This is a genomic window from Labrenzia sp. ATLA3, from assembly GCF_057180185.1.
Genome location: NZ_JBXUKV010000002.1, coordinates 562,850 through 582,978 on the forward strand (window position 1 = coordinate 562,850; position 20,129 = coordinate 582,978).

At 60.6% G+C, this 20,129-nt stretch carries 22 protein-coding genes and 1 other RNA gene; 16 read left to right on the plus strand and 7 right to left on the minus strand.

The genetic code is table 11. From position 1 onward, the window contains the following. Positions 1–6: 6 nt before the first annotated feature. The 6 genes from AC2A6O_RS07070 to AC2A6O_RS07095 form a co-directional block, all read right to left on the minus strand. On the minus strand, positions 7–753 hold the full coding sequence (locus tag AC2A6O_RS07070) for a YebC/PmpR family DNA-binding transcriptional regulator (protein ID WP_148582938.1): 747 nt from the start codon (positions 751–753) through the stop codon (positions 7–9). 99 nt (positions 754–852) lie between these two features. After that, positions 853–1,683 carry a TIGR00282 family metallophosphoesterase gene (locus AC2A6O_RS07075; RefSeq protein WP_148582939.1) on the minus strand — a complete coding sequence of 277 codons (831 nt, stop codon included), beginning with the start codon at positions 1,681–1,683 and terminating at the stop codon, positions 853–855. 43 nt (positions 1,684–1,726) lie between these two features. Then, positions 1,727–2,305, minus strand: a complete 579-nt coding sequence (locus AC2A6O_RS07080; protein WP_498926273.1) for a 5-formyltetrahydrofolate cyclo-ligase — start codon at positions 2,303–2,305, stop codon at positions 1,727–1,729. A 43-nt stretch (positions 2,306–2,348) separates the two neighbouring features. Next, positions 2,349–2,503, minus strand: a non-coding RNA gene (gene ssrS, locus AC2A6O_RS07085) — 6S RNA. Positions 2,504–2,633: 130 nt separating this feature from the next. Continuing rightward, positions 2,634–3,014, minus strand: a complete 381-nt coding sequence (locus AC2A6O_RS07090; RefSeq protein ID WP_148582941.1) for a cell division protein ZapA — start codon at positions 3,012–3,014, stop codon at positions 2,634–2,636. Positions 3,015–3,020: 6 nt separating this feature from the next. Next, positions 3,021–3,299, minus strand: a complete 279-nt coding sequence (locus tag AC2A6O_RS07095) for a DUF4164 domain-containing protein (protein WP_162854994.1) — start codon at positions 3,297–3,299, stop codon at positions 3,021–3,023. 454 nt (positions 3,300–3,753) lie between these two features. Between AC2A6O_RS07095 and tkt the strand changes: the two genes are divergently transcribed. The 16 genes from tkt to AC2A6O_RS07175 all read left to right on the plus strand — a co-directional run bounded on the left by tkt (position 3,754) and on the right by AC2A6O_RS07175 (position 18,103). Further along, positions 3,754–5,742, plus strand: coding sequence for a transketolase (gene tkt / locus AC2A6O_RS07100; protein WP_498926274.1), 1,989 nt, complete (start codon positions 3,754–3,756; stop codon positions 5,740–5,742). Between the two features lie 144 nt (positions 5,743–5,886). Continuing rightward, on the plus strand, positions 5,887–6,897 hold the full coding sequence (gap, locus tag AC2A6O_RS07105; RefSeq protein ID WP_148582944.1) for a type I glyceraldehyde-3-phosphate dehydrogenase: 1,011 nt from the start codon (positions 5,887–5,889) through the stop codon (positions 6,895–6,897). A 167-nt stretch (positions 6,898–7,064) separates the two neighbouring features. Continuing rightward, on the plus strand, positions 7,065–7,262 hold the full coding sequence (locus tag AC2A6O_RS07110; protein WP_148582945.1) for a hypothetical protein: 198 nt from the start codon (positions 7,065–7,067) through the stop codon (positions 7,260–7,262). Positions 7,263–7,274: 12 nt separating this feature from the next. Beyond that, entirely contained in the window at positions 7,275–7,448 is a 174-nt protein-coding gene (locus AC2A6O_RS07115; protein WP_153297093.1) for a hypothetical protein, read from the plus strand. 41 nt (positions 7,449–7,489) lie between these two features. Further along, positions 7,490–8,113, plus strand: coding sequence for a LysE family transporter (locus AC2A6O_RS07120; protein WP_498926275.1), 624 nt, complete (start codon positions 7,490–7,492; stop codon positions 8,111–8,113). 28 nt (positions 8,114–8,141) lie between these two features. After that, positions 8,142–9,335: a phosphoglycerate kinase gene (locus AC2A6O_RS07125; RefSeq protein WP_498926276.1), complete on the plus strand. Its 1,194-nt coding sequence runs from the start codon at positions 8,142–8,144 to the stop codon at positions 9,333–9,335. Positions 9,336–9,360: 25 nt separating this feature from the next. Further along, on the plus strand, positions 9,361–9,729 hold the full coding sequence (locus AC2A6O_RS07130) for a VOC family protein (protein WP_498926277.1): 369 nt from the start codon (positions 9,361–9,363) through the stop codon (positions 9,727–9,729). Positions 9,730–9,964: 235 nt separating this feature from the next. Continuing rightward, a complete protein-coding gene (gene fba, locus AC2A6O_RS07135; protein WP_498926278.1) occupies positions 9,965–11,032 on the plus strand; it encodes a class II fructose-bisphosphate aldolase in 1,068 nt (355 codons plus the stop codon). Between the two features lie 116 nt (positions 11,033–11,148). Further along, positions 11,149–11,790, plus strand: coding sequence for a thiamine phosphate synthase (locus AC2A6O_RS07140; protein ID WP_498926279.1), 642 nt, complete (start codon positions 11,149–11,151; stop codon positions 11,788–11,790). Between the two features lie 14 nt (positions 11,791–11,804). Then, positions 11,805–12,983 (plus strand): tetratricopeptide repeat protein, encoded by a 1,179-nt coding sequence (locus tag AC2A6O_RS07145; protein WP_498926280.1) that lies wholly within the window; start codon positions 11,805–11,807, stop codon positions 12,981–12,983. Between the two features lie 246 nt (positions 12,984–13,229). Further along, complete coding sequence (efp, locus tag AC2A6O_RS07150) at positions 13,230–13,793, plus strand: elongation factor P (protein ID WP_148582952.1); 564 nt, start codon at positions 13,230–13,232, stop codon at positions 13,791–13,793. Between the two features lie 73 nt (positions 13,794–13,866). Continuing rightward, complete coding sequence (locus AC2A6O_RS07155; protein ID WP_148582953.1) at positions 13,867–14,673, plus strand: inositol monophosphatase family protein; 807 nt, start codon at positions 13,867–13,869, stop codon at positions 14,671–14,673. Positions 14,674–14,956: 283 nt separating this feature from the next. Continuing rightward, positions 14,957–15,946 carry a flagellar motor protein MotA gene (locus tag AC2A6O_RS07160; RefSeq protein WP_148582954.1) on the plus strand — a complete coding sequence of 330 codons (990 nt, stop codon included), beginning with the start codon at positions 14,957–14,959 and terminating at the stop codon, positions 15,944–15,946. 3 nt (positions 15,947–15,949) lie between these two features. Then, positions 15,950–16,990, plus strand: coding sequence for a peptidoglycan -binding protein (locus tag AC2A6O_RS07165; protein WP_148582955.1), 1,041 nt, complete (start codon positions 15,950–15,952; stop codon positions 16,988–16,990). A 102-nt stretch (positions 16,991–17,092) separates the two neighbouring features. Continuing rightward, positions 17,093–17,782, plus strand: a complete 690-nt coding sequence (locus AC2A6O_RS07170) for a M50 family metallopeptidase (protein ID WP_498926281.1) — start codon at positions 17,093–17,095, stop codon at positions 17,780–17,782. 72 nt (positions 17,783–17,854) lie between these two features. Then, complete coding sequence (locus AC2A6O_RS07175; RefSeq protein WP_498926282.1) at positions 17,855–18,103, plus strand: DUF1272 domain-containing protein; 249 nt, start codon at positions 17,855–17,857, stop codon at positions 18,101–18,103. 9 nt (positions 18,104–18,112) lie between these two features. On the opposite strand, the gene AC2A6O_RS07180 is transcribed toward AC2A6O_RS07175, so the two are convergent. After that, positions 18,113–19,906, minus strand: a complete 1,794-nt coding sequence (locus AC2A6O_RS07180) for a TRAP transporter permease (RefSeq protein WP_498926283.1) — start codon at positions 19,904–19,906, stop codon at positions 18,113–18,115. Positions 19,907–20,129 lie beyond the last annotated feature (223 nt).

The following is a 20,129-nucleotide window of genomic DNA, read 5'->3' on the forward strand; positions in this document are numbered from 1 at the left end:
AAGATCTCAGGATGCCAGCGAGGCCATGGTTTCTTCGTCGACATCGAAGTTGGAGTAGACGTTCTGAACGTCGTCGTCGTCTTCCAGCATGTCGATGAGTTTCATCATGGTCTGGGCCTTGTCCGCATTGACCGGTGTCAGGTTCTGCGGCCTCCAGATGATCTTGGTCGAATCCGCTTCGCCCAGAGCCTTTTCCAGCGCTGCGGAAACCTCGTTCAGATCTTCAAAGGCGGTGTAGATCGTGTGACCGCTCTCGTCGGATTGCACATCTTCCGCGCCAGCTTCGATCGCCGCTTCCAGAACCGCGTCGGGTTCACCAGCTTCCGGCTTGTAGATGATCTCGCCAACCCGGTCGAACATGAAGGACACCGATCCGGTTTCCCCCAAAGATCCACCGCATTTGGTGAAATAGGAGCGGATGTTGGACGCGGAGCGGTTGCGGTTGTCGGTCAGGGCCTCGACAACGACGGCAACGCCTGCCGGGCCGTAGCCTTCGTAGCGGACTTCTTCGTAGTTGTCGCCGTCACCGGACTGGGACTTGTTGATCGCCCGCTGGATGTTGTCCTTCGGCATCGACTGGGCCTTGGCGTTTTGAACGGCAAGGCGAAGACGCGGGTTCGCATCCGGATCCGGGTCGCCCATCTTCGCGGCGACGGTGATTTCCTTGGACAGTTTGGAGAACATCTTGGAGCGGGCCGCGTCCTGGCGTCCCTTGCGGTGCATGATGTTCTTGAATTTTGAATGGCCTGCCATGGCTCTTCTCGGTTCTTTACAGGTGATGTCGATGAAAACTGCGCCGCTTATAGGCAAGTTGACCCGGAAAATCCAGCGCAGAGAAAAACGCGCCGGTGGTCAGCCCCCATTCGGCCAGAAGGACGGGATCACGGGTTCCAGACGTCCGCCTATTCTGATCGGCGCGATTTGCTCGGCAAGTCCCGTGCGATCATCGGTCTCGATGGCAACGCCGCAGATCGTGGCATTGCCGGTTGCCGGCGTGAACCGGGAGCTCGGAATTTTGCGCTGGAACCGGTTGACCGGTTCTTCCTTGTCCATGCCAAGCACGCTGTCATAGGCCCCGCACATGCCGGCGTCCGACATATAGGCCGTGCCGTTTTCCAGGATCTGGTGATCGGCCGTCGGCACATGGGTGTGCGTGCCGACAACAAGGCTGACCCGGCCATCCAGAAAATGGCCCATGGCCTGTTTCTCGCTGGTGGCTTCTGCGTGCATGTCGATGATGATGGCATCGGCCACATCGCCAAGCGGACACCCGTTGACGACGTTGTCGATGGCGGCGAAGGGATCGTCGAGCGCGTCCATGTAGACCCGGCCCATTACGTTGGCGACCATCACCCGCGCGCCGTTTCTGGCGGTGAACAGATGCGCCCCGCGCCCTGGTGTTCCGGAGGGATAATTCACCGGCCGAAGCAGCCTGTCCTGCCGTTCGATATAGACCAGCGTGTCCCGCTGGTCCCACACGTGATTGCCGGTGGTCACCACGTCGGCCCCGGCGTCCAGAACATCCTGCAGGATCGCCTCGGTAATGCCGAACCCGGACGCTGCGTTCTCGCCGTTGACGATCACGAAATCGAGCTGGTTGCTTTCCACCAGCTCCGGCAATTGCTCAATGACGGCGGTGCGGCCCACACGGCCGACGAGATCGCCCAGAAACAGAATACGCATATCTCTTCACTGGGCGGCCTGCTTCCGGCTCTCAATTTCGCCGTCACCCGAACGCCCGGTACCCTTGTTCGGTCAGAATTCCATTCAACGGCTTGTCATGCTCCTCCGAAGGGACGTGGTCAACCTCCTGCAAGGAAAACGCAAGCCCGATGCACAAAAGGGGGCCGGACTGTTGCAACTGCGCAATTGTCGTGTCGTAAAAAGCCTTGCCGTAACCGATGCGCGTGCCTGCGCCGTCAAAGCCGGCAAGCGGCATCAGAAGAACCTCCGGCCGCACCTCTTCGGACGAGGGGCCCGGTTCCGACGTGCCGAACCCGGCGGAGACCAGCTCCGTATCCCGTTCCAAACGGCGGAAAATGAGGCTCGGGCCGGTCATCACGGGCAGACACAGAGGATGCCCGAGCTGGCGAAGGCGATCCATCAGCGGACGCGGATCGATCTCGTCCCGGATCGGCCAAAAGCCGGCCACCACCGCCCCCGCCGGCAACGGCAGATCCTCGGCATGATCGGCAAGCTGGAGGCTGAGTTCGATCCGCTCGACCACCGGCATTGCCTTGCGGCGGGCCAGCACTTCCTTGCGGAGCTTGTCTTTTTCGGCTGCGATGATGGAAAGGTCGGTCATGAGGCCTCGACTGAATGTTTCGGCCCGCGTCCTGAAAATGAAACGCGCAGCCGCCCGACCGTTGGATTTGCAATCCCGGGAAACCTACTATGTAGGTGGGCGCCGTATGCAACGGACCACGGCCCAGCGCAGGGACAGCTCCCGAGGGGATGCGTAAGGCCCCGGGGATAATGTTCCTGACGTATCGGGCAGCCGCAAGTACCGCATATAATCCGGTGCAGCCGCAATTACCAGTGCGGCATGAGATTCATCACAAACGAAGTTTCTTGAAATTGGCTGGTGTGAACACACGCAGCCTTTGCTGCAAGATGCCGATCCGGCAACCGCCTCAGGCGTTGTCCTGGGCGCGCAAACTCTTGGACAGGCCATCCGCAAGGCTTTCGATGCGCGCTGCGGCCGTGTTGACGGCCCGCGACAGCTCTTCCTCGTTATGGCTCATGTTGTCGAGCGCAGCCACCTGCTGTTTCCTGGCGTCTGCCAGTTGCTCTTCAAGCCCGGCAACCTTGCGCTCCAGCTCCGAAAGCTGGTCGGCCGCCATGATGCCGGCCATCACCGTCAGGCGCTGGTCGCCGATTTCACCGAAGGCGCCTCTCAGGTCGTTGATCCAGCCGTCGAAACGCGCGGCAAGGCCCATCAGGCGCTCTTCCTCGCCGTCGTCGCAAGCCATACGGAAGGATTTGCCGTTGATGGTAACCGTGATTTGAGCCATTTCCGCCTAGCCTCCGTGCGCGTCGAGCACGCTGCGAATGGTTTCCATCGCCGAGACGAGCCGCCGGGACACATCCCGGTTGGCTTCTTCCAGCCGCGAAGCCCGGGCTTCGCTTTCATCGAGTGAGGCTGCCAATTGGGAGCGGTCTTCGCCGAGTCGCTGCAGATCGTCCTGCAAGGCATTCAATGACCTGTCTGCGTCAAGGCGCCGCTGGACGGCTGCTTCGAGACTACCGACGGCTTTGTCCAGACGCTTTACCGCATCGGCCAGGCTGGTCTTTTCCATGCAGTCGACATCCGCCATTAATTACGTCGTCCCAATCGTTCTTCTGCGGCGGTCCGCCCATTCCTTCCCAGGTCAGACTGGAGATTTTGCGCTTTCGACCTTGGAATTGCTGCTCAAATTACGGACATTTCGGGAAATGTGTGGCCAAGCACGTTTCACGGCGAAAAAGCAAATCTTCGTTAGAGCGCCGAGCTTAGGCGCCGCAACTTCTTCCAGTCAATGCCAGCATTGGCAGAATCCTCAACTCTATAACGTGTGATCGGAAAAATTATTCCCCGCCGGTGCGCGCAAGAGACCCAAAGCAGCTTTATTGACTCGGGTGCGGTTCCTGATATTTGTCTGGCGCTTGTTCGAGATTGACGAAAGTTAATTCTTGAGCATCGCACCTCAAAACAACCTTGCCGAGCGCCCTGCTGCGGCCAAGGGGGGCTCCAAAGCAAGCAACGGAACGACGATGACCGATCTTGACAAACACCAGCGCATGGCAAATGCGATCCGCTTTCTTGCCATCGATGCCGTGGAGAAGGCTAATTCCGGTCACCCAGGCCTGCCGATGGGCGCTGCGGATATCGCGACAGTTCTTTTCACCGAATTCCTGAAATTCGATCCGACCTCCCCGAACTGGGCCGACCGCGACCGCTTCGTTCTGTCCGCAGGTCACGGCTCCATGCTGCTTTACGGCCTGCTGTATCTGCTCGGCTATGAAGATTTCTCTCTCGATGAGCTGAAGAATTTCCGTCAGCTCGGCGCGCGCACTGCGGGCCACCCGGAATACGGCCACGGCGCCGGCATCGAGACCACCACCGGGCCGCTCGGCCAGGGTCTGGGCAACGCGGTCGGCATGGCGATCGCCGAACGCCTGCAGTCCAACCGCTTTGGTGAAAACCTTGTCGATCACTACACCTATGTGCTGGCCGGTGACGGCTGCCTCATGGAAGGCATCAGCCAGGAAGCCCTGTCGCTGGCGGGCCATCTGAAGCTCAACAAGCTGATCGTCATCTGGGACAACAACGGCATTTCCATCGACGGCAAGGTCGAGATCACCGATTCTACCGATCAGCAGGCCCGTTTTGCCGCCTCTGGCTGGAACACGCTCAGCGTCGACGGTCACGATCCGGTTGCCATCTCCGCAGCGATCCGCCAGGCCCAGGCCAGCGATCGCCCGACCCTGATTGCAGCCAAGACCACCATCGGCTTTGGCGCTCCGAACAAGTCCGGCACCGCGAAGGTCCATGGCTCGCCGCTTGGTGCCGAAGAGATTTCCCTCACCCGCGCCGCGCTTAACTGGCCGCACGAGGCGTTTGAAGTTCCGAGCGACATTCTGGATGCCTGGCGCATCGCCGGCCTGCGCTCTGCCCAGGCTCACAAGGATTGGCAGAAGCGGTTTGCCGAGGCCGATGCCGAGACCCGTGCCGAATTCGAGCGCCGCAACCGTGGCGATCTGCCGGCCGGCTTCAGCAAGGCCGTTCTGGACTACAAGAAAAAGCTCGCCGACGAACAGCCCACCATGGCGACCCGCAAGGCGTCCGAAGCTGTTCTGACCGTCATCAACGAAGTCGTGCCGGAAACCATCGGCGGCTCTGCCGACCTGACCGGGTCCAACAACACCAAGACCTCGCAGACCGAACCGGTCACACCGGACGATTTCTCCGGCCGGTACATTCACTACGGCATTCGCGAACACGGCATGGCGGCAGCCATGAACGGCATGGCTCTGCATGGCGGCCTGATCCCCTATTCCGGCGGCTTCCTGATCTTTTCCGATTACTGCCGTCCGTCGATCCGCCTTGCAGCGCTCATGGGCCAGCGGGTCATTCATGTCATGACCCACGACTCCATCGGTCTTGGCGAAGATGGTCCGACCCACCAGCCGGTGGAACATTTCGCCGCCCTGCGCGCGATTCCGAACCTGGCCTTCTTCCGCCCGGCCGACATCACCGAGACCCTCGAGTGCTGGCAGCTGTCGCTGGAAAACCGTGACGGACCGTCGGTCCTGGCCCTGACCCGCCAGAATCTGCCGTCACTGCGCAAGAGCTATGAGGAAGACAACCTCTGCGCCAAGGGCGCCTATGTGCTGATCGACAGCGACGACGACGCAGCCGTAACCATCTTCGCGACCGGTTCGGAAGTGGAGATCGCGGTTGATGCACATAAGGACCTGAGCGCAGCCGGCATTGCCGTGCGCGTGGTGTCTGTGCCATCGTTCGAACTGTTCGAAGCTCAATCCGACGACTACAAGGCCGCCGTTATCGGCAACAGCCCGGTCAAGATTGCCGTTGAAGCCGGCATCCGCATGGGTTGGGACCGTTTCATCGATTCCGACGGCATCTTTGTCGGCATGTCCGGCTTTGGCGCGAGTGGTCCTTACAAGGAACTCTACGAGCATTTCGGCATCACGGCGGACGCCGTCGTCGCAGCTGCCAAGGCAAAGCTCAGCGTTTAACCTAGATCAATTCCCGGCACCACGAATTCCCCCTATGGTGCCGGGCCTTTCGAGCACTAAGCTGCTCATCAAGTGACCACAGTGAGTGGTCTTTAAATCGGTTTAGCTCCGAATGGGGCCCACCGAAGATTGCGGGAGTGGATTATGGTAACCAAGATAGCAATCAATGGATTTGGACGCATCGGCCGCAACGTGCTGCGCGCCATCGTCGAATCCGGCCGCACCGACATTGAAGTCGTTGCAATCAACGACCTGGGCCCGGTCGAGACCAACGCGCACCTGCTGCGCTATGACAGCGTTCACGGCCGTTTCCCGGCAGAGGTCAAGGTCGACGGCGACACCATTTCCGTTGGCGGCGGCAAGCCGATCAAAGTGACAGCGATTCGCGATCCGAAGGAACTGCCCTGGGGCGAACTCGGCGTTGAAATCGCCATGGAATGCACCGGCATCTTCACCGCCAAGGAAAAGGCCTCCATGCATCTGGAAGCCGGCGCCAAGCGCGTTCTGGTCTCCGCTCCGGCCGACGGTGCCGACAAGACCATCGTCTACGGCGTCAACCACGATGCGCTGACCGCCAACGACCTGGTGGTTTCCAACGCGTCCTGCACCACCAACTGCCTGTCCCCGGTCGCCTATGTGCTGAACGAAGCCATCGGCATCGAAAAAGGCTTCATGACCACGATCCACTCCTATACGGGTGACCAGCCGACCCTGGACACCATGCACAAGGATCTCTACCGCGCCCGCGCCGCGGCCATGTCCATGATCCCGACCTCGACCGGCGCTGCAAAGGCCGTCGGCCTGGTGTTGCCGGAACTGGCCGGCAAGATGGATGGTGTCGCCATCCGCGTTCCGACCCCGAACGTTTCCGTGGTCGACCTGAACTTCATCGCCAAGCGCGACACCACCGTCGAGGAGATCAACGAAGCCATCAAGTCCGCCGCCAATGGCAAGCTGAAGGGCGTGCTCGGCTACACCGAAGACAAGCTGGTGTCCATGGACTTCAACCATGACAGCCACTCCTCGGTCTTCCATTGCGACCAGACCAAGGTCATGGACGGCACCTTCGTGCGCATTCTGACCTGGTACGACAACGAGTGGGGCTTCTCCAACCGCATGGCCGACACGGCCGTGGCAATGGCAAAGCTCATCTGATTGTTGCTTCCAAAAGACGCCGGATAATCCGGCGTCTTTTTTTGGTCGGCACGGACGCCAGGTCCGGCAAGACCGCGATACGATTTTCATTTCAGGCATAGCTCAAGGGCAAAGGTCATGTAGACTGGAACTGCAGAAACGCGCAGTTCAGTCCTGGAGACGCCATCATGACTGCCTTGCTGGTCATTATTGGGTCATTGTTTACAGTTGGTTGCCTGGTAGGTTTCGGCTACTACTGGGTTGATTTGAAGAGGGACAAGGAACGCCCCCCTTCAGATCGGGACTCGGAGCCTGTCCTTGACAGCTACAATACCGACGTCTCCCAAAAGCCGAATTTCCGCCCGGAAATTCCTGACACCAATTGAAGGGTCCGGAAAATGACCACTCTGACATTTCTTTTCGGATTTATTGTGCTGATCGGCGTCGGCTTCTATTTCGTCGAACGGTCGAAGGAACGCTCCTCAGGAAACACAAAACGGAGCTGGCAGCCGGATGTGGATGGCCAGAAGACCGAAACGATGGCCAACCTTCAAACACCGCCTGATCACTAACCTTCCAAAACCACATTTTTCCCTTCCCGGAGTTTTCCTTTTTGATCGAACTGCTTACCGTCATTTCGCTGACCGTCGTGGTCGCAATCGTTCCCGGGCCAGATTTTGCCGTCGTCCTCCGCAACGCTCTCATCGGCGGACGTCTCGCCGGTATCATGACTGCGCTCGGCATCGCGCTCGCGCTTGGCGTTCATGTCACTTACGCGCTGGCGGGCATCGGCCTGATCGTTTCCCAGTCGATCCTGCTCTTCAACGCGTTGAAGCTGATCGGCGCGGCCTACCTCGTTTTCCTGGGCGTCACCATGTACCGCACGGCATCGAAGGAGATGCCGGCCGATGGTACCCTGTCCGGAATGTCCCCCTTCCGCGCGCTCCGCTGGGGGTTCTTCACAAATGTGACCAATCCGAAGGCAACCATGTTCGCCCTGTCGGTTTTCCTGCAGGTGACCTCTCCCGCAACGCCGCTCTGGACCCAGATCGGCTACGGCGTGATCATGGCCGGCGGCGTGTTCCTGTGGTTCGTCCTGGTAACCTTCTTCTTCACCCTGCCTGCCGTGCGCCTCAAGTTCATGCGTGCCAAGCTCTGGATGGAGCGCTCTTTCGGCATTCTGCTGACCTTGTTCGGTATCGGCATCGCCGTTTCCACAAACTCCAGCCGTCCTTGATGACAGGTGCTTCCCAATAGGTAATTCAATGGCTTTCAAAACTCTCGATGATCTGACTGACATTGCCGGCAAACGTGTTCTGGTCCGTGTCGACCTCAACGTGCCGATGGATGGCAGCAAGGTGACGGATACGACCCGTATCGAACGCGTTCTGCCAACCATCCGCGAGCTGTCCGACAAGAAGGCCAAGGTCATTTTGCTGGCCCACTTCGGTCGACCAAAAGGGGAGCGCGTTGCCGACATGTCGCTCGGCCCGGTCGCATCGGCGGTCGCCGGCCTGCTCGGCAAACCCGTGGTCTTTGCAGACGACTGCATCGGCGAGGCCGCGAAGGATGCTGTCGACGTCATGGCCGACGGCGATGTCCTACTCCTGGAAAACACCCGCTACCATGCAGGCGAGGAAAAGAACGACCCGGACTTTGCCAAGGCTCTTGCCGCCAATGGCGATATCTACGTCAACGACGCCTTTTCGGCCGCACACCGGGCCCACGGCTCCACCGAAGGCATTGCCCGGCTGCTGCCCGCCTATGCCGGACGCACCATGCAGGCCGAACTGGAAGCCCTCGGCTCCGCACTCGGCAATCCGGTCCGTCCGGTTCTCGCCGTGGTGGGGGGAGCAAAGGTTTCTTCCAAGATCGATCTCCTGGAAAACCTTGTGACCAGGGTCGACATGCTGGTGATCGGCGGCGGCATGGCCAACACCTTCCTGGCCGCAAAGGGAACGGATGTCGGCAAGTCTCTGTGCGAGCATGATCTTGCGGAAACGGCGAAACGCATCATGACCGCAGCCGACAAGGCCGGTTGCGAGATCGTCCTTCCGGCCGATGCCGTCGTGGCGAAGGAATTCAAGGCCGGTGCGGAAAACGAAACCGTCGCGCTCGATGCCATTCCGGCAGACGGCATGATTCTGGACGTGGGTGCGGCCTCCATCGAGACCGTGAAATCCAAGATCGATGTTGCCAAGACCCTCGTCTGGAACGGGCCGCTGGGCGCCTTCGAGATCGCACCCTTTGATACCGCAACCGTGGCGGCAGCCAAACATGCTGCGGCCAACACAAAGGCAGGCAAGCTGAACTCCGTGGCTGGAGGCGGCGACACCGTTGCAGCGCTCAATCATGCTGGCGCCGCGGACGATTTCTCCTATGTGTCTACCGCCGGCGGTGCTTTCCTGGAATGGCTGGAAGGCAAGGAACTGCCGGGCGTAAAGGCACTCGAAGGCTGACGGCTCCAAGGGACAGGGAATCGCAATGCAGCGCTGTTTCACCAATATTCTGACCGAGGAGGTCGCCGCAACGGCGGCCTTTTACCAGGATCTGTTGGCCATGAAGCCCCAATTCGTGTCCGACTGGTTCGTCAGTCTGGCAGATGCGGAAAACCCTTCCCTCGAACTCGGCATCCTGAAACAGACAAGCGAGATTGTCCCGGCCCGTGCGCAGCGAGCCACCACCGGGGTGATCCTCACATTTGTCGTCAACGATTGCGCTGAAGTCTACGAACGCGCCCAGGCGCTTGGTGTGAATGTGGTCGAGGCACCGCGTGAAATGCCCTATGGCCAGATGCGGATGATTGTCAGGGATCCGGCCGGAACGTTTGTCGATATCAGTTCCCCGGTTTAAGCTGTCACGGGCCGGGCAGTTTGAACGCCTCAATTTAATTCGATCCACGAATTAAATCTCACAGCGCGTTTTCCGGCAGGCCCTTGTGTTTTAATTGATTTAGGCGGCCGCGACCCTCTGTTCATGGCTGAAAATCTTGCTAGAACGACCGGGACTTGACGCACCGCAAAATAGGTGTCGAGATTTTTCGCAAGCCTTGTCGGCTAAACGGAACCGCTTCCTCAGGAGATTTTTGATGGCACGTATCACCCTCCGCCAGCTTCTTGATCATGCCGCTGAACACGACTACGGCGTTCCGGCATTCAACATCAACAACATGGAGCAGGCGCTGGCGATCATGGCAGCGGCCGACCAGACCGATGCGCCGGTCATCATTCAGGCCTCCCGCGGTGCAAGGTCCTATGCTCACGACGTGATGCTGAAGCACATGATGGACGCGGTCGTGGAAATCTTTCCGCACATTCCGGTCTGCGTGCATCTGGACCACGGCAACGCACCGCAGACCTGCATGACGGCTATACAGGCCGGTTTCACCTCGGTGATGATGGATGGCTCGCTGGAAGCCGACGGCAAGACCCCGGCGAACTGGGATTACAACGTCGGCGTCACCAAGACCGTGACCGACATGTCCCATCTGGGCGGCATCTCCGTCGAGGGCGAACTCGGCGTTCTGGGATCACTGGAAACCGGCATGGGCGACAAGGAAGACGGCCACGGCGCGGAAGGCAAGCTCAGCCAGGAGCAGCTGCTGACCGACCCGGAGGAAGCCGTCAAGTTCGTCCAGGAAACGAAGGTCGACGCACTGGCCATCGCCATGGGCACCAGCCACGGCGCCTACAAGTTCACCCGCAAGCCGGACGGCGACATTCTCGCCATGCATGTGATCGAGGAAATTCACCGCCGTCTGCCGGAAACCCACCTTGTCATGCATGGGTCGTCTTCCGTGCCGCAGGACCTGCAGGACATCATCAACCAGTACGGTGGCGAGATGCCGCAGACCTGGGGTGTGCCGGTGGAAGAAATCCAGCGCGGCATCAAGAATGGCGTGCGCAAGGTCAACATCGACACCGACAACCGCATGGCGATGACCGGCCAGATCCGCAAGATCCTGAGCGAAAACCCGGGCGAATTCGATCCGCGCAAATATCTGAAGCCTGCCCGCGATGCCATGCAGAAGCTGTGCGTCGAGCGGCTGGAAGCCTTCAACACCGCAGGTCAGGCGTCCAAGATCAAGAAAACCATTACGCTTGCCGATATGGCCAAACGCTATCAGAGTGGCGAACTGGATCCGAAGATCGCGTGATTTTCGGCCGGACCGGCACAGAAATTCTTTCACTTTCTTGAAAGAGGGGCCTTGCGTCCCTCTTTCGCCGTCTTTAGGGACAAAATCCCGATCAGACATCAATCAGGACCGCACAAGTGAACCGTCCCCGCCTCTTTCTCGTGACGCCGCCGGAATTTGACACCGCCGACATGGCGGCCAAGCTCAAACAGGCCTTCACCGGCGGTGACATCGCTTGCGTGATGGTCTACCGGCCCGGCGCCAGCACCAAGGATCTGCAGGCCGCCGCAAGCGAGCTTGTTCCGATCATTCAGGAAGGCGGCGCGGCGGCCATCATCTACCGCGACACCCAGGCGGCCGGCCGCAGCGGAGCCGACGGCGTTCATGTCGACACATCGCTGGAAGACCTCAAGCTGGCAGTGGAAAGCTTCAAACCCGATCGTATCGTCGGCACCGGCGGCACCAAGCTGAAGCATGATTCCATGGAATGGGCCGAAACCGGGGTCGATTACATCTTGTTCGGCAAGCTTGATCTGCCTGAAAAGGCGCAAGCCCACGACAGGACCCTGGCCAGCGCGTCGTGGTGGGCGGAGCTGTTCGAAACACCCTGTGTCGCGCTCGCCGGCAACACGCTCGACACGCTGGCAGAGGTTGCCGCAACCGGAGCGGATTTCGTCGCCGTGAAGGATGCCGTCTGGCAATCCACCGAAGAGATTTCTACTGTTATCGCCGAAGCAAACCGTATTCTGGACGCCCATCCCTTTCCTGAAGCCGAATAGCCCGAGCTGGATGCATGCCGACACCTGAAACGAGCCCACGCCGCAAACTAATCGCCCCATCTCTGATGGCCGCAGGGCTGTTGGCAGCCGGGGTGCTCTCATTCGCGCCGTCGTCTCCTGCTCAGGCCCAGGCGCAGGCTAAGCCACAGGAAAATGCCGGTACCAGCGAAACGACGAAAGACGATGGCGCGGCCCCCAAGGTGGAAACGCCGACAGATGCGGACGGCAAGCCGTTACCGGTCCTGATCGACGTCACGACTAAGGACAAGACGCTTCTGAGCATCGTTGACGCGGGCCCGCCAAAACTGGACGAAGGGACTGTCGCCACCGCTGAAACCGCTTATGCCGCGTTCCAGCGTGGCTGGTTCCTGACCGCGCTCGGTCTGGCGACCCCGCTTGCGGAAGAAGGCGACAAGGCGGCCCAGGCCCTGCTGGGTGTGCTGCACGAAGCCGGGCTTGGCATTCACCAGGACAGGGCCAAGGCTGCCGACTGGTACAGCCTGGCCGCCGCACAGGGCGACACCGGCTCCGCCATGCAGTTGGCTCAGCTCTATTTGCTGGGCACCGGAGTCGAGGTCGACAAGAAGAAGGCGGCCGATCTTTTCGAAGAAGCGGCCGACGCTGGTAATGCGTCCGCGCTCTACAATCTCGCCCTGCTCTACCAGGAAGGCGAAGGCCGTCCCTTCAATGAGGAGAAATCGCGCGAGCTTCTGGAACAAGCAGCCAAGCTCAACGATCCCGAGGCCCAATATGCGCTTGGCCTGTCTTATCTGGAAGCGCAGACCGGCCTGAACGACCCCGGGCTTGGCGCGTTCTGGCTGGGGCGCGCGGCCCGCCGCGGGCACACGTCCGCACAGGTCTATTACGGCATCCTGAGGTTCCAGGGCAAAGGCGTGGATCCGAACGAGGCGGAAGCCGCGGACTGGTTCGAACGTGCCGCCACCGCAGGCAACCCTGTCGCGATGAACCGGCTGGCGCGGGTCTATGCCTATGGCCGCGGACGGGAGCAGGATTTCGCCGCCGCCGCAGGCTGGCACCTGATTGCCAGAACACTCGGCGTTTCGGATTTCTCGCTCGACAGGATTGTCGAGAGCCTGGACGAGACCACGATGGACGAAGCGCGCAAGCTTGCCGAACAATATTCGGCTACATTGATGGCTCCGTCACAGGAGCCCGGGACGGAATCTCCGTAAACCTTGCGCCGAAGCCCGCAATCGTAAGGCTGTTTGCCTTTTTTCCTTGAACTCCACCGGCTTTTGTGGTGGACAGGCGCGAGCAAAATTCAGGCGCACCGGCGTCCCGCCGGTCACCGCCCTGCTACAGGTTCTGTTGAGTTTTGGAGTTTTGTCGTGGTTTGGGTGGTAACCCCATCGAACGCGGCAGATTTCCAATGGTCAACAGATCTTGCGATCCAAACAAATCAAACAGTCGGTCGTTCCATGAAAATCAACGGAAACGAAATTAAGCCCGGTAACGTGCTTCAGCACCAGGACACGCTTTGGGCGGTAGTCAAAGTCCAACACGTCAAGCCAGGCAAAGGCGGCGCCTTCGCACAGGTTGAAATGAAAAACCTGCTCGATGGCCGCAAGCTCAACGAGCGTTTCCGCTCCGAAGACAAGGTCGAGCGCGTCCGCCTGGAACAAAAAGACTTCCAGTATCTCTACACCCAGGAAGACATGCTGATCTTCATGGACACGGAAACCTACGAGCAGCTGGAACTTCAGGCTGATTTCGTCGGCGACCGTGCCGCCTTCCTGCAGGACGGCATGATGGTGACCGTGGAGCTGCATGAAGAGCGTCCTATCGGCATCACCCTGCCGCAGTTCGTCACCCTGGAAATCCGGGAAGCCGACGCGGTGGTAAAGGGCCAGACCCAGTCGTCGTCCTACAAGCCCGCACTGATGGAAAACGGTGTGCGCGTCATGGTTCCGCCGTTCATCACGGCTGGCGAAAAGATCATCGTCGACACCGGCTCTCTGGAATACGTCCGCCGCGCGGACTGATCTCCGACCGGCAAGACTTCAAACTGGCGCGCCCGGATTTCGCCGGGCGGCGCCCAACAACAAGTGACGAAAAATGGCCCGCACAGCTCTCCTCAACGTGATGGTTCAAGCCGCAACGAAAGCCGGACGCTCTCTGGTTCGCGATTTCGGTGAAGTTGAAAACCTTCAGGTGTCCCGCAAGGGACCCGGCGATTTCGTCTCGGCTGCAGACCGCCGGGCCGAGGATATCGTGCGTGCCGAGCTGACCAAGGCCCGCCCGACATTCGGGCTGGTGATGGAAGAAAGCGGCGAAGTCGAGGGAACGGACGGACAGCACCGCTGGCATGTCGACCCGCTCGACGGCACCACCAACTTCCTGCACGGGATTCCGATCTTCGCCACCTCCATCGCCCTGGAACGGGCTGGCGAGATCGTTGCCGGCGTCATATACAACCCGGTGATGGACGAGCTCTACACCGCGGAGCGTGGCCGCGGCGCCTTCCTCAACGATCGCCGTCTGCGCGTTGCCGGCCGCTCGGAACTGCATGAGATGGTGTTCGGCACCGGCCTTCCCTTCATCGGGATGGGTGACCATGGCCGCACCCTGCGCGAACTGCGCCACATCATGCCGGAAGTGGCAGGCGTCCGCCGCTGCGGCGCTGCCGCCCTCGATCTTGCCTGGACCGCATCCGGCCGCCTCGACGGCTTCTGGGAGCGCAATCTCAATTCCTGGGACATCGCGGCCGGCCTTCTGATGGTGCGCGAAGCCGGCGGCTTCGTCAGCGATCTTCAGGGCAAGCACAAGATGCTGGACAGCGGCGATGTGGTTGCCGGCAACGAAGTTGCCCACAAATACCTGCTGCAGCTTCTGAAAAAGGCGGCTGCCCCGGCTCAAGGCTGATCGCTTCAAGCATTCGCCTTAAGCCTCACGCCCCGGAAATCCTTCTCCGGGGGGCGTCAGAGCTCCGATTCATGGCATGAGCGGCTAAAGCTCATGCTGGTGGCCCGACTTTCCGCATGGGCCGTTTAGGCTTCTTCGAAACCAAAGTGCCCTTTGGATAAAACCCGCTGTTTTCGGGCTTTCCAGACTTTATTCGGCCCTCTTCCGCAATTCGAGGTTTCCAAGCCGTTAAAAATCACGCTATCAATCAGTTACGTCCAATTCAGGTGATTGATAACGCAATATGGCCCGTGAATTCGACCCCTACAGCCTGTCCAGTCCGCGGGCCTATCTGACCTTCATGATCATCTTTCTGGTGATCGTTGCCTTCATTGCCTTCATCCTGTTTCCGCAGATATCGACGGCTTTCATGAGCAACCCGGGTCTGAATGGCCTGATCGTGTTTGTCGGCGCGTTCGGGATACTGCTGCTGTTCGGCCGTGTGATCCGCCTGTTCCCGGAAATCTCCTGGGTCAACAGTTTCCGGATCGGCGACCCGGGCCTCGACACACGCTCGCCGGTGCTCCTGGCACCAATGGCCGCGTTGCTCGGCAACAAGTCCGGCGACATGGCCCTGACGCCAACCACCGCCCGCTCAATCCTCGATTCCATCGGCATGCGCCTTGAGGAAAGCCGCGAGATGTCGCGCTACCTCACCGGCCTTCTGGTGTTCCTCGGCCTGCTCGGCACCTTCTGGGGCCTGCTCCAGACCGTCAGTTCGGTTGGGGCCACCATCCAGTCGCTCGACGTCGGCTCGGGCGATGCCAACGTCATCTTTGAAGACCTGAAAGCAGGCCTGGAAGCGCCCCTTTCCGGCATGGGCACAGCCTTCTCGTCCTCGCTCTTCGGCCTGACGGGTTCCCTGGTGCTGGGCTTCCTGGATCTGCAGGCCGGACAGGCGCAGAACCGGTTCTACAACGAACTGGAAGACTGGCTGTCCACGGTCACCGACATCGACCCGGAAGAAAGTCTGTTCAACGCGCCGGATTCGCCGGGTGTCGAACAGATACAGGCCTCGATCTCCGCGTTGCAGAAAAGCGTCGAGGACGGAGGCAGCAAGAACGCCAATCAGGCCATGGCCAATCTGGCGGAAGGCATCCAGGGCCTCGTCAAACACGTTCGCTCCGAACAGCAGATGATGCGCGACTGGGCCGAAGCCCAGGGCGAACAGCAAAAACGCATCGAGGGGCTCCTGTCCTCCATTTCTGCTGCTTTCGACCGCGCGAAGGAGTAAACCATGGCCGGACTGGCAGCATTGCGCGCCCGCCGCAGGGCTCAGTCGACCGACTACTGGCCCGGTTTCGTCGACGCCATGGCGACGCTGCTGCTCGTCATCATCTTTCTTCTGTCCATTTTCATGATTGCCCAGTTCTTCCTGTCGCAGCAGCTCTCGGGGCGCGACACGGTGCTGAACAGGCTGAATGCCCAGATCAGCGAATTGACCGAGCTTCTGGCGCTGGAGCGCGCCAACTCCGGAGAGCTTGAGGACACGATCCTTGGCCTGCAGGCCAGCCTTTCCGACGCACAAGCCGAACAGACCCGCCTGACCGGCCTTCTCGAAAACAGTTCAGGTGCTGCTGATGCCGCCGGTGGACGGGCCTCGCAGCTTGAAAACCTGCTGGACGACGAACGCCAGATCAGCCAAGAGGCCCTTGCCCAGGTCGAGCTGCTCAACCAGCAGATCGCGGCACTGCGCCGCCAGATAGCTGCCGCCAACGCTGCCCTTGAAGCCTCCGAGGCGAAGGAAGCCGATAGCCAGGCCAAGATCGCGAGCCTCGGCAAGAGGCTGAACGCCGCGCTCGTGCAGCGCGTGCAGGAACTGTCGCGCTATCGCTCGGACTTCTTCGGCCGTCTGCGCGAGATCCTGTCCCAACGCTCCGACATCTCCGTTGTCGGCGACCGGTTCGTGTTCCAGTCAGAAGTGCTGTTCGACAGTGGCCAGGAAGACATCAATCCGGAAGGCCGGCAGGAGCTCGACAAGCTCGCCGACGCCATCCAGGAACTCAGCGCCCAGATCCCGGACGAAATCAACTGGGTGCTGCGCGTCGACGGCCACACCGACGCCCGCCCCCTTTCAGGCACCGGACGCCTTCGCAACAACTGGGAGCTTTCCGCAGCCCGCGCCATTTCCGTGGTCCGCTACCTGATCGAGCGCGGCGTCGACCCCAAGCGGCTCGTGGCCGCCGGCTTTGGTGAATTCCAGCCGCTGCAAGAAGGCGATACACCGGAGGCTCTGGCCAAGAACCGCCGGATCGAGCTGAAACTGACGGAACGCTGAGCCTCGCCTCGCGTCTGCATTGCCGGACCAAGTGGCAAGTCCTGTCCGGCTGTTCTGACAAGCTGCTTGACTTTTCCGCCCTCAGACAGACTTTTCAAGCGCATGCAGATCCTCAAAGGCCATTGGCAGCTCATTCTGATCACGACGGTAATGTTCCTCTTCTGGAACACGTTCCTCGTTGTGCCTCTGAAGATCCTGATCGTCTATCTGCATGAACTGTCCCACGCCCTGTCTGCAATTCTGACCGGCGGTTCGGTTGAGGAGATCTCGCTCTCCCCCTGGCAGGGCGGCCATGCGATCACGCGTGGCGGCAGCCGTTTCCTGACGTTGACTGCCGGATATCTCGGCTCACTCGCCATCGGCATGGCGCTGTTGATGATTGCGCTGAAGACCGACGCAGACCGCATTGTGCTCGGGCTGCTCGGCGCCTTCACCTTGCTGGTCGCGCTTCTCTACGTCCGCGACCTCTTCGCCCTGGGCTTCTGCATTGGCACTGGCGTCGCCATGCTGGCGGCGGCGCGATATCTCAGTGTCACGGTCAACGACCTGATCCTGCGCGTCATCGGCCTGAGCAGCATCCTCTACGTGCCCTTCGACATCTTCGATGACACCATCCGCCGCTCGGGCGCCCGTTCCGACGCCTATATGCTGGCGGAAGAGTTCGGCGGGCCAACCATTTTCTGGGGCGGGCTCTGGCTGCTGGCAAGCCTTGCGATCATCTACCTGTGTCTCAGGCACGGGCTCGGGAACAGCAGCAATGTGGATTTCAGCAACCGAACCCGAAAGAGCTAGCCCGCGACTGCCGCTTGACCTGACAGTCCGCAAGGGCTGACCTATGGCGGACAATCCTTACCGGAGACCGCCATGCTGGACCTGCGCCCAAACTGTGAATGCTGCAACAAGGACCTTCCGCCGGACTCTGAAGAGGCCTTCATCTGCACATTCGAATGCACGTTTTGTGCGGACTGCGCCACGAACGTGCTGCAGGGCACCTGCCCCAACTGCGGCGGCAATTTTCGGCAGCGCCCAATCCGGCCGACCGCAGCCCTGCTGCGCCATCCAGCCTCCACGCAGCGGATCTTCAAGCCGGAAGGCTGTGGCCAGGGCTCCTAGGGTCAACCCCTAAAGCAGATTGCCGCCAACGAAGATCACCAGAAGGCCAGCACCGCCTGCTGCCAGTTTCTGCAAGGGCTTCCTGAAGCCGATGACCGCGTAAGAAACAAGGCCCAGACCAAGGCCGATCTTCACCGCAGCAAGCAGCGCCGGCAGCGGACGGGCCGCAAGCTCCAGCACCGCCGGATTGGCCACCATGGCCAGCGGGATGATGTAAAGACCGATGCCCAGCGCCATCGCCGAAAGCGCGACCTTCAGCCAGTTTTCGCCGATCATGCCGGCGGCAATGAAAACCGCGCCGCAGACCGGTGGCGTGATGGTCGACAGCAGCGCGAACCAGAAGACGAAAAGATGTGCCTGCAGGGGCTCCAGCCCCTGCTGCATGAGGGCCGGTCCGGCAACGGAAACGCAGATCACATAGGCAGCGGTCGTCGGCACTTCCATGCCCAGGATCAGACAGGCCAGCGCTGTCAGGAAGAGAGACGGCCACAAATAGCCACCGGATCCAGACAGGATCAGTGACGTGATCTTGACGCCGAGACCAGTGATCGCCAGAACACCAATGATGATCGACGCGCAAACGATGATCGCGGCGATGACCGACACCTGACGGGCGGCGTTGACAACGGCACTCTCCAGCCGCAGCAGAATGTCCTTGATTACAAAAGTGCCGCGGGCATTGAAGAACAGCAGTACGAATCCGGCCAGAATGGCGATGCAGGCGGCATATTGCGGGGTGTAGCGCGCAACGAACATGCCCCACAAAAGCACGGTAAACGGCACCAGAAAGAAGGCGGAGGTGATGGCCACCTGGCGCATCTGCGGCTGGTCTTCCCGGTCGATGCCGGCAAGGTCATACCGCTTTGCATAGGCATTGATGCCCACCCAGACCGCAAAGAAATAGAGGATTGCGGGCAGCAGTGCCGCTGCCATGATCTGGGTGTAAGGCACCCGCGTCAGTTCCACCATGACGAAGGCCCCTGCCCCCATCAGAGGCGGCATGATCTGGCCACCGGAAGAGGCCACGGCCTCGACGGCCGCCGCCAGTTTCTTCGGATAGCCGAGCCGCGTCATGGCCGGCAAAGTGATAGCGCCCGTGGAGGCCACATTGGCGGACGCCGACCCTGAAATGGACCCGAACAACGCGGAGGACAGCACAGACACCTTGGCCGCGCCGCCTTTCAACCGCCCAGCCGCGGCGGCGGCGACATTCATGAATCCCTGCCCGGCTTCCCCGGCATTGAGAACGGCACCGAAAATCACGAAAATGGCGACCACGCCCACAGAGACACCGGTCAGGCTGCCCCAGACACCGCCTTCGGCAATCGTCAGCGTGCCGAGAAAACTGGCAAGCGGTGTGCCGGAATGGCCGAACTCGCCGGGAATGTACTGACCGAACATGCCATAGGCCAGTGCAAGCGCCGCCACCACAGGCAAGGGCCAGCCGATTGCGCGGCGCGCACCTTCAAGCACAACAAGCAGCAGAATGCCCGCCAGCCAGAACTGAAAGTCGCCTTCCAGAAAGCCGTATTGATCGGAGAGCGCAGACTGATTTGCCGCGATCCAAAGGCAGACAGCCACCCCCGCAACGCACAGGACTGCACCGCTGGCACGCGTGATGAAGCCGCCTTTGGCAAAGATGAAGATCCACGGCAGGGCGAACGCAAGATGAAGCGGGCGGCTGACGAGGTTCGGCACCAGGCCGGAAAAGATCAGCCCGAGATGAAAGACCACAAGCGCCGTTGCAAGAAGAAGCATGGCCATTCGCTGGAAGGGCGATGTCTCGATATCACCACTGATCATGGGCAGGTATTCTATCTGTCTCTGCAGCCGCTCGGCCGATGGGTGCGCGAGCCGCTTGCACGGTTTCAATCTGTCGGAGAGGCACCTGCCCCCGGCTGGAACAAGTGACCTTTGAAAGGTCCAGGCAACGCCCGGCGCACACTCTCGCCGGGCCGATGCCTTGCGACACGAACAGCAAGGGGCGCCACTTTCCGGCAGATCCTGCCATGGCGCCCCGCACTCG

Bases quoted from the DNA above. Each gene is read 5' to 3' on its own strand.
- AC2A6O_RS07170 (WP_498926281.1), top strand. From the start codon at position 17,093: ATGCAGATCCTCAAAGGCCATTGGCAGCTCATTCTGATCACGACGGTA.
- efp (WP_148582952.1), top strand. From the start codon at position 13,230: ATGAAAATCAACGGAAACGAAATTAAGCCCGGTAACGTGCTTCAGCAC.
- AC2A6O_RS07155 (WP_148582953.1), top strand. From the start codon at position 13,867: ATGGCCCGCACAGCTCTCCTCAACGTGATGGTTCAAGCCGCAACGAAA.
- AC2A6O_RS07160 (WP_148582954.1), top strand. From the start codon at position 14,957: ATGGCCCGTGAATTCGACCCCTACAGCCTGTCCAGTCCGCGGGCCTAT.
- AC2A6O_RS07110 (WP_148582945.1), top strand. From the start codon at position 7,065: ATGACTGCCTTGCTGGTCATTATTGGGTCATTGTTTACAGTTGGTTGC.
- AC2A6O_RS07095 (WP_162854994.1), bottom strand. From the start codon at position 3,299: ATGGAAAAGACCAGCCTGGCCGATGCGGTAAAGCGTCTGGACAAAGCC.
- fba (WP_498926278.1), top strand. From the start codon at position 9,965: ATGGCACGTATCACCCTCCGCCAGCTTCTTGATCATGCCGCTGAACAC.
- AC2A6O_RS07080 (WP_498926273.1), bottom strand. From the start codon at position 2,305: ATGACCGACCTTTCCATCATCGCAGCCGAAAAAGACAAGCTCCGCAAG.
- gap (WP_148582944.1), top strand. From the start codon at position 5,887: ATGGTAACCAAGATAGCAATCAATGGATTTGGACGCATCGGCCGCAAC.
- AC2A6O_RS07175 (WP_498926282.1), top strand. From the start codon at position 17,855: ATGCTGGACCTGCGCCCAAACTGTGAATGCTGCAACAAGGACCTTCCG.
- AC2A6O_RS07180 (WP_498926283.1), bottom strand. From the start codon at position 19,906: ATGATCAGTGGTGATATCGAGACATCGCCCTTCCAGCGAATGGCCATG.
- AC2A6O_RS07070 (WP_148582938.1), bottom strand. From the start codon at position 753: ATGGCAGGCCATTCAAAATTCAAGAACATCATGCACCGCAAGGGACGC.
- tkt (WP_498926274.1), top strand. From the start codon at position 3,754: ATGACCGATCTTGACAAACACCAGCGCATGGCAAATGCGATCCGCTTT.
- AC2A6O_RS07145 (WP_498926280.1), top strand. From the start codon at position 11,805: ATGCCGACACCTGAAACGAGCCCACGCCGCAAACTAATCGCCCCATCT.
- AC2A6O_RS07125 (WP_498926276.1), top strand. From the start codon at position 8,142: ATGGCTTTCAAAACTCTCGATGATCTGACTGACATTGCCGGCAAACGT.
- AC2A6O_RS07090 (WP_148582941.1), bottom strand. From the start codon at position 3,014: ATGGCTCAAATCACGGTTACCATCAACGGCAAATCCTTCCGTATGGCT.
- AC2A6O_RS07115 (WP_153297093.1), top strand. From the start codon at position 7,275: ATGACCACTCTGACATTTCTTTTCGGATTTATTGTGCTGATCGGCGTC.
- AC2A6O_RS07075 (WP_148582939.1), bottom strand. From the start codon at position 1,683: ATGCGTATTCTGTTTCTGGGCGATCTCGTCGGCCGTGTGGGCCGCACC.
- AC2A6O_RS07130 (WP_498926277.1), top strand. From the start codon at position 9,361: ATGCAGCGCTGTTTCACCAATATTCTGACCGAGGAGGTCGCCGCAACG.
- AC2A6O_RS07165 (WP_148582955.1), top strand. From the start codon at position 15,950: ATGGCCGGACTGGCAGCATTGCGCGCCCGCCGCAGGGCTCAGTCGACC.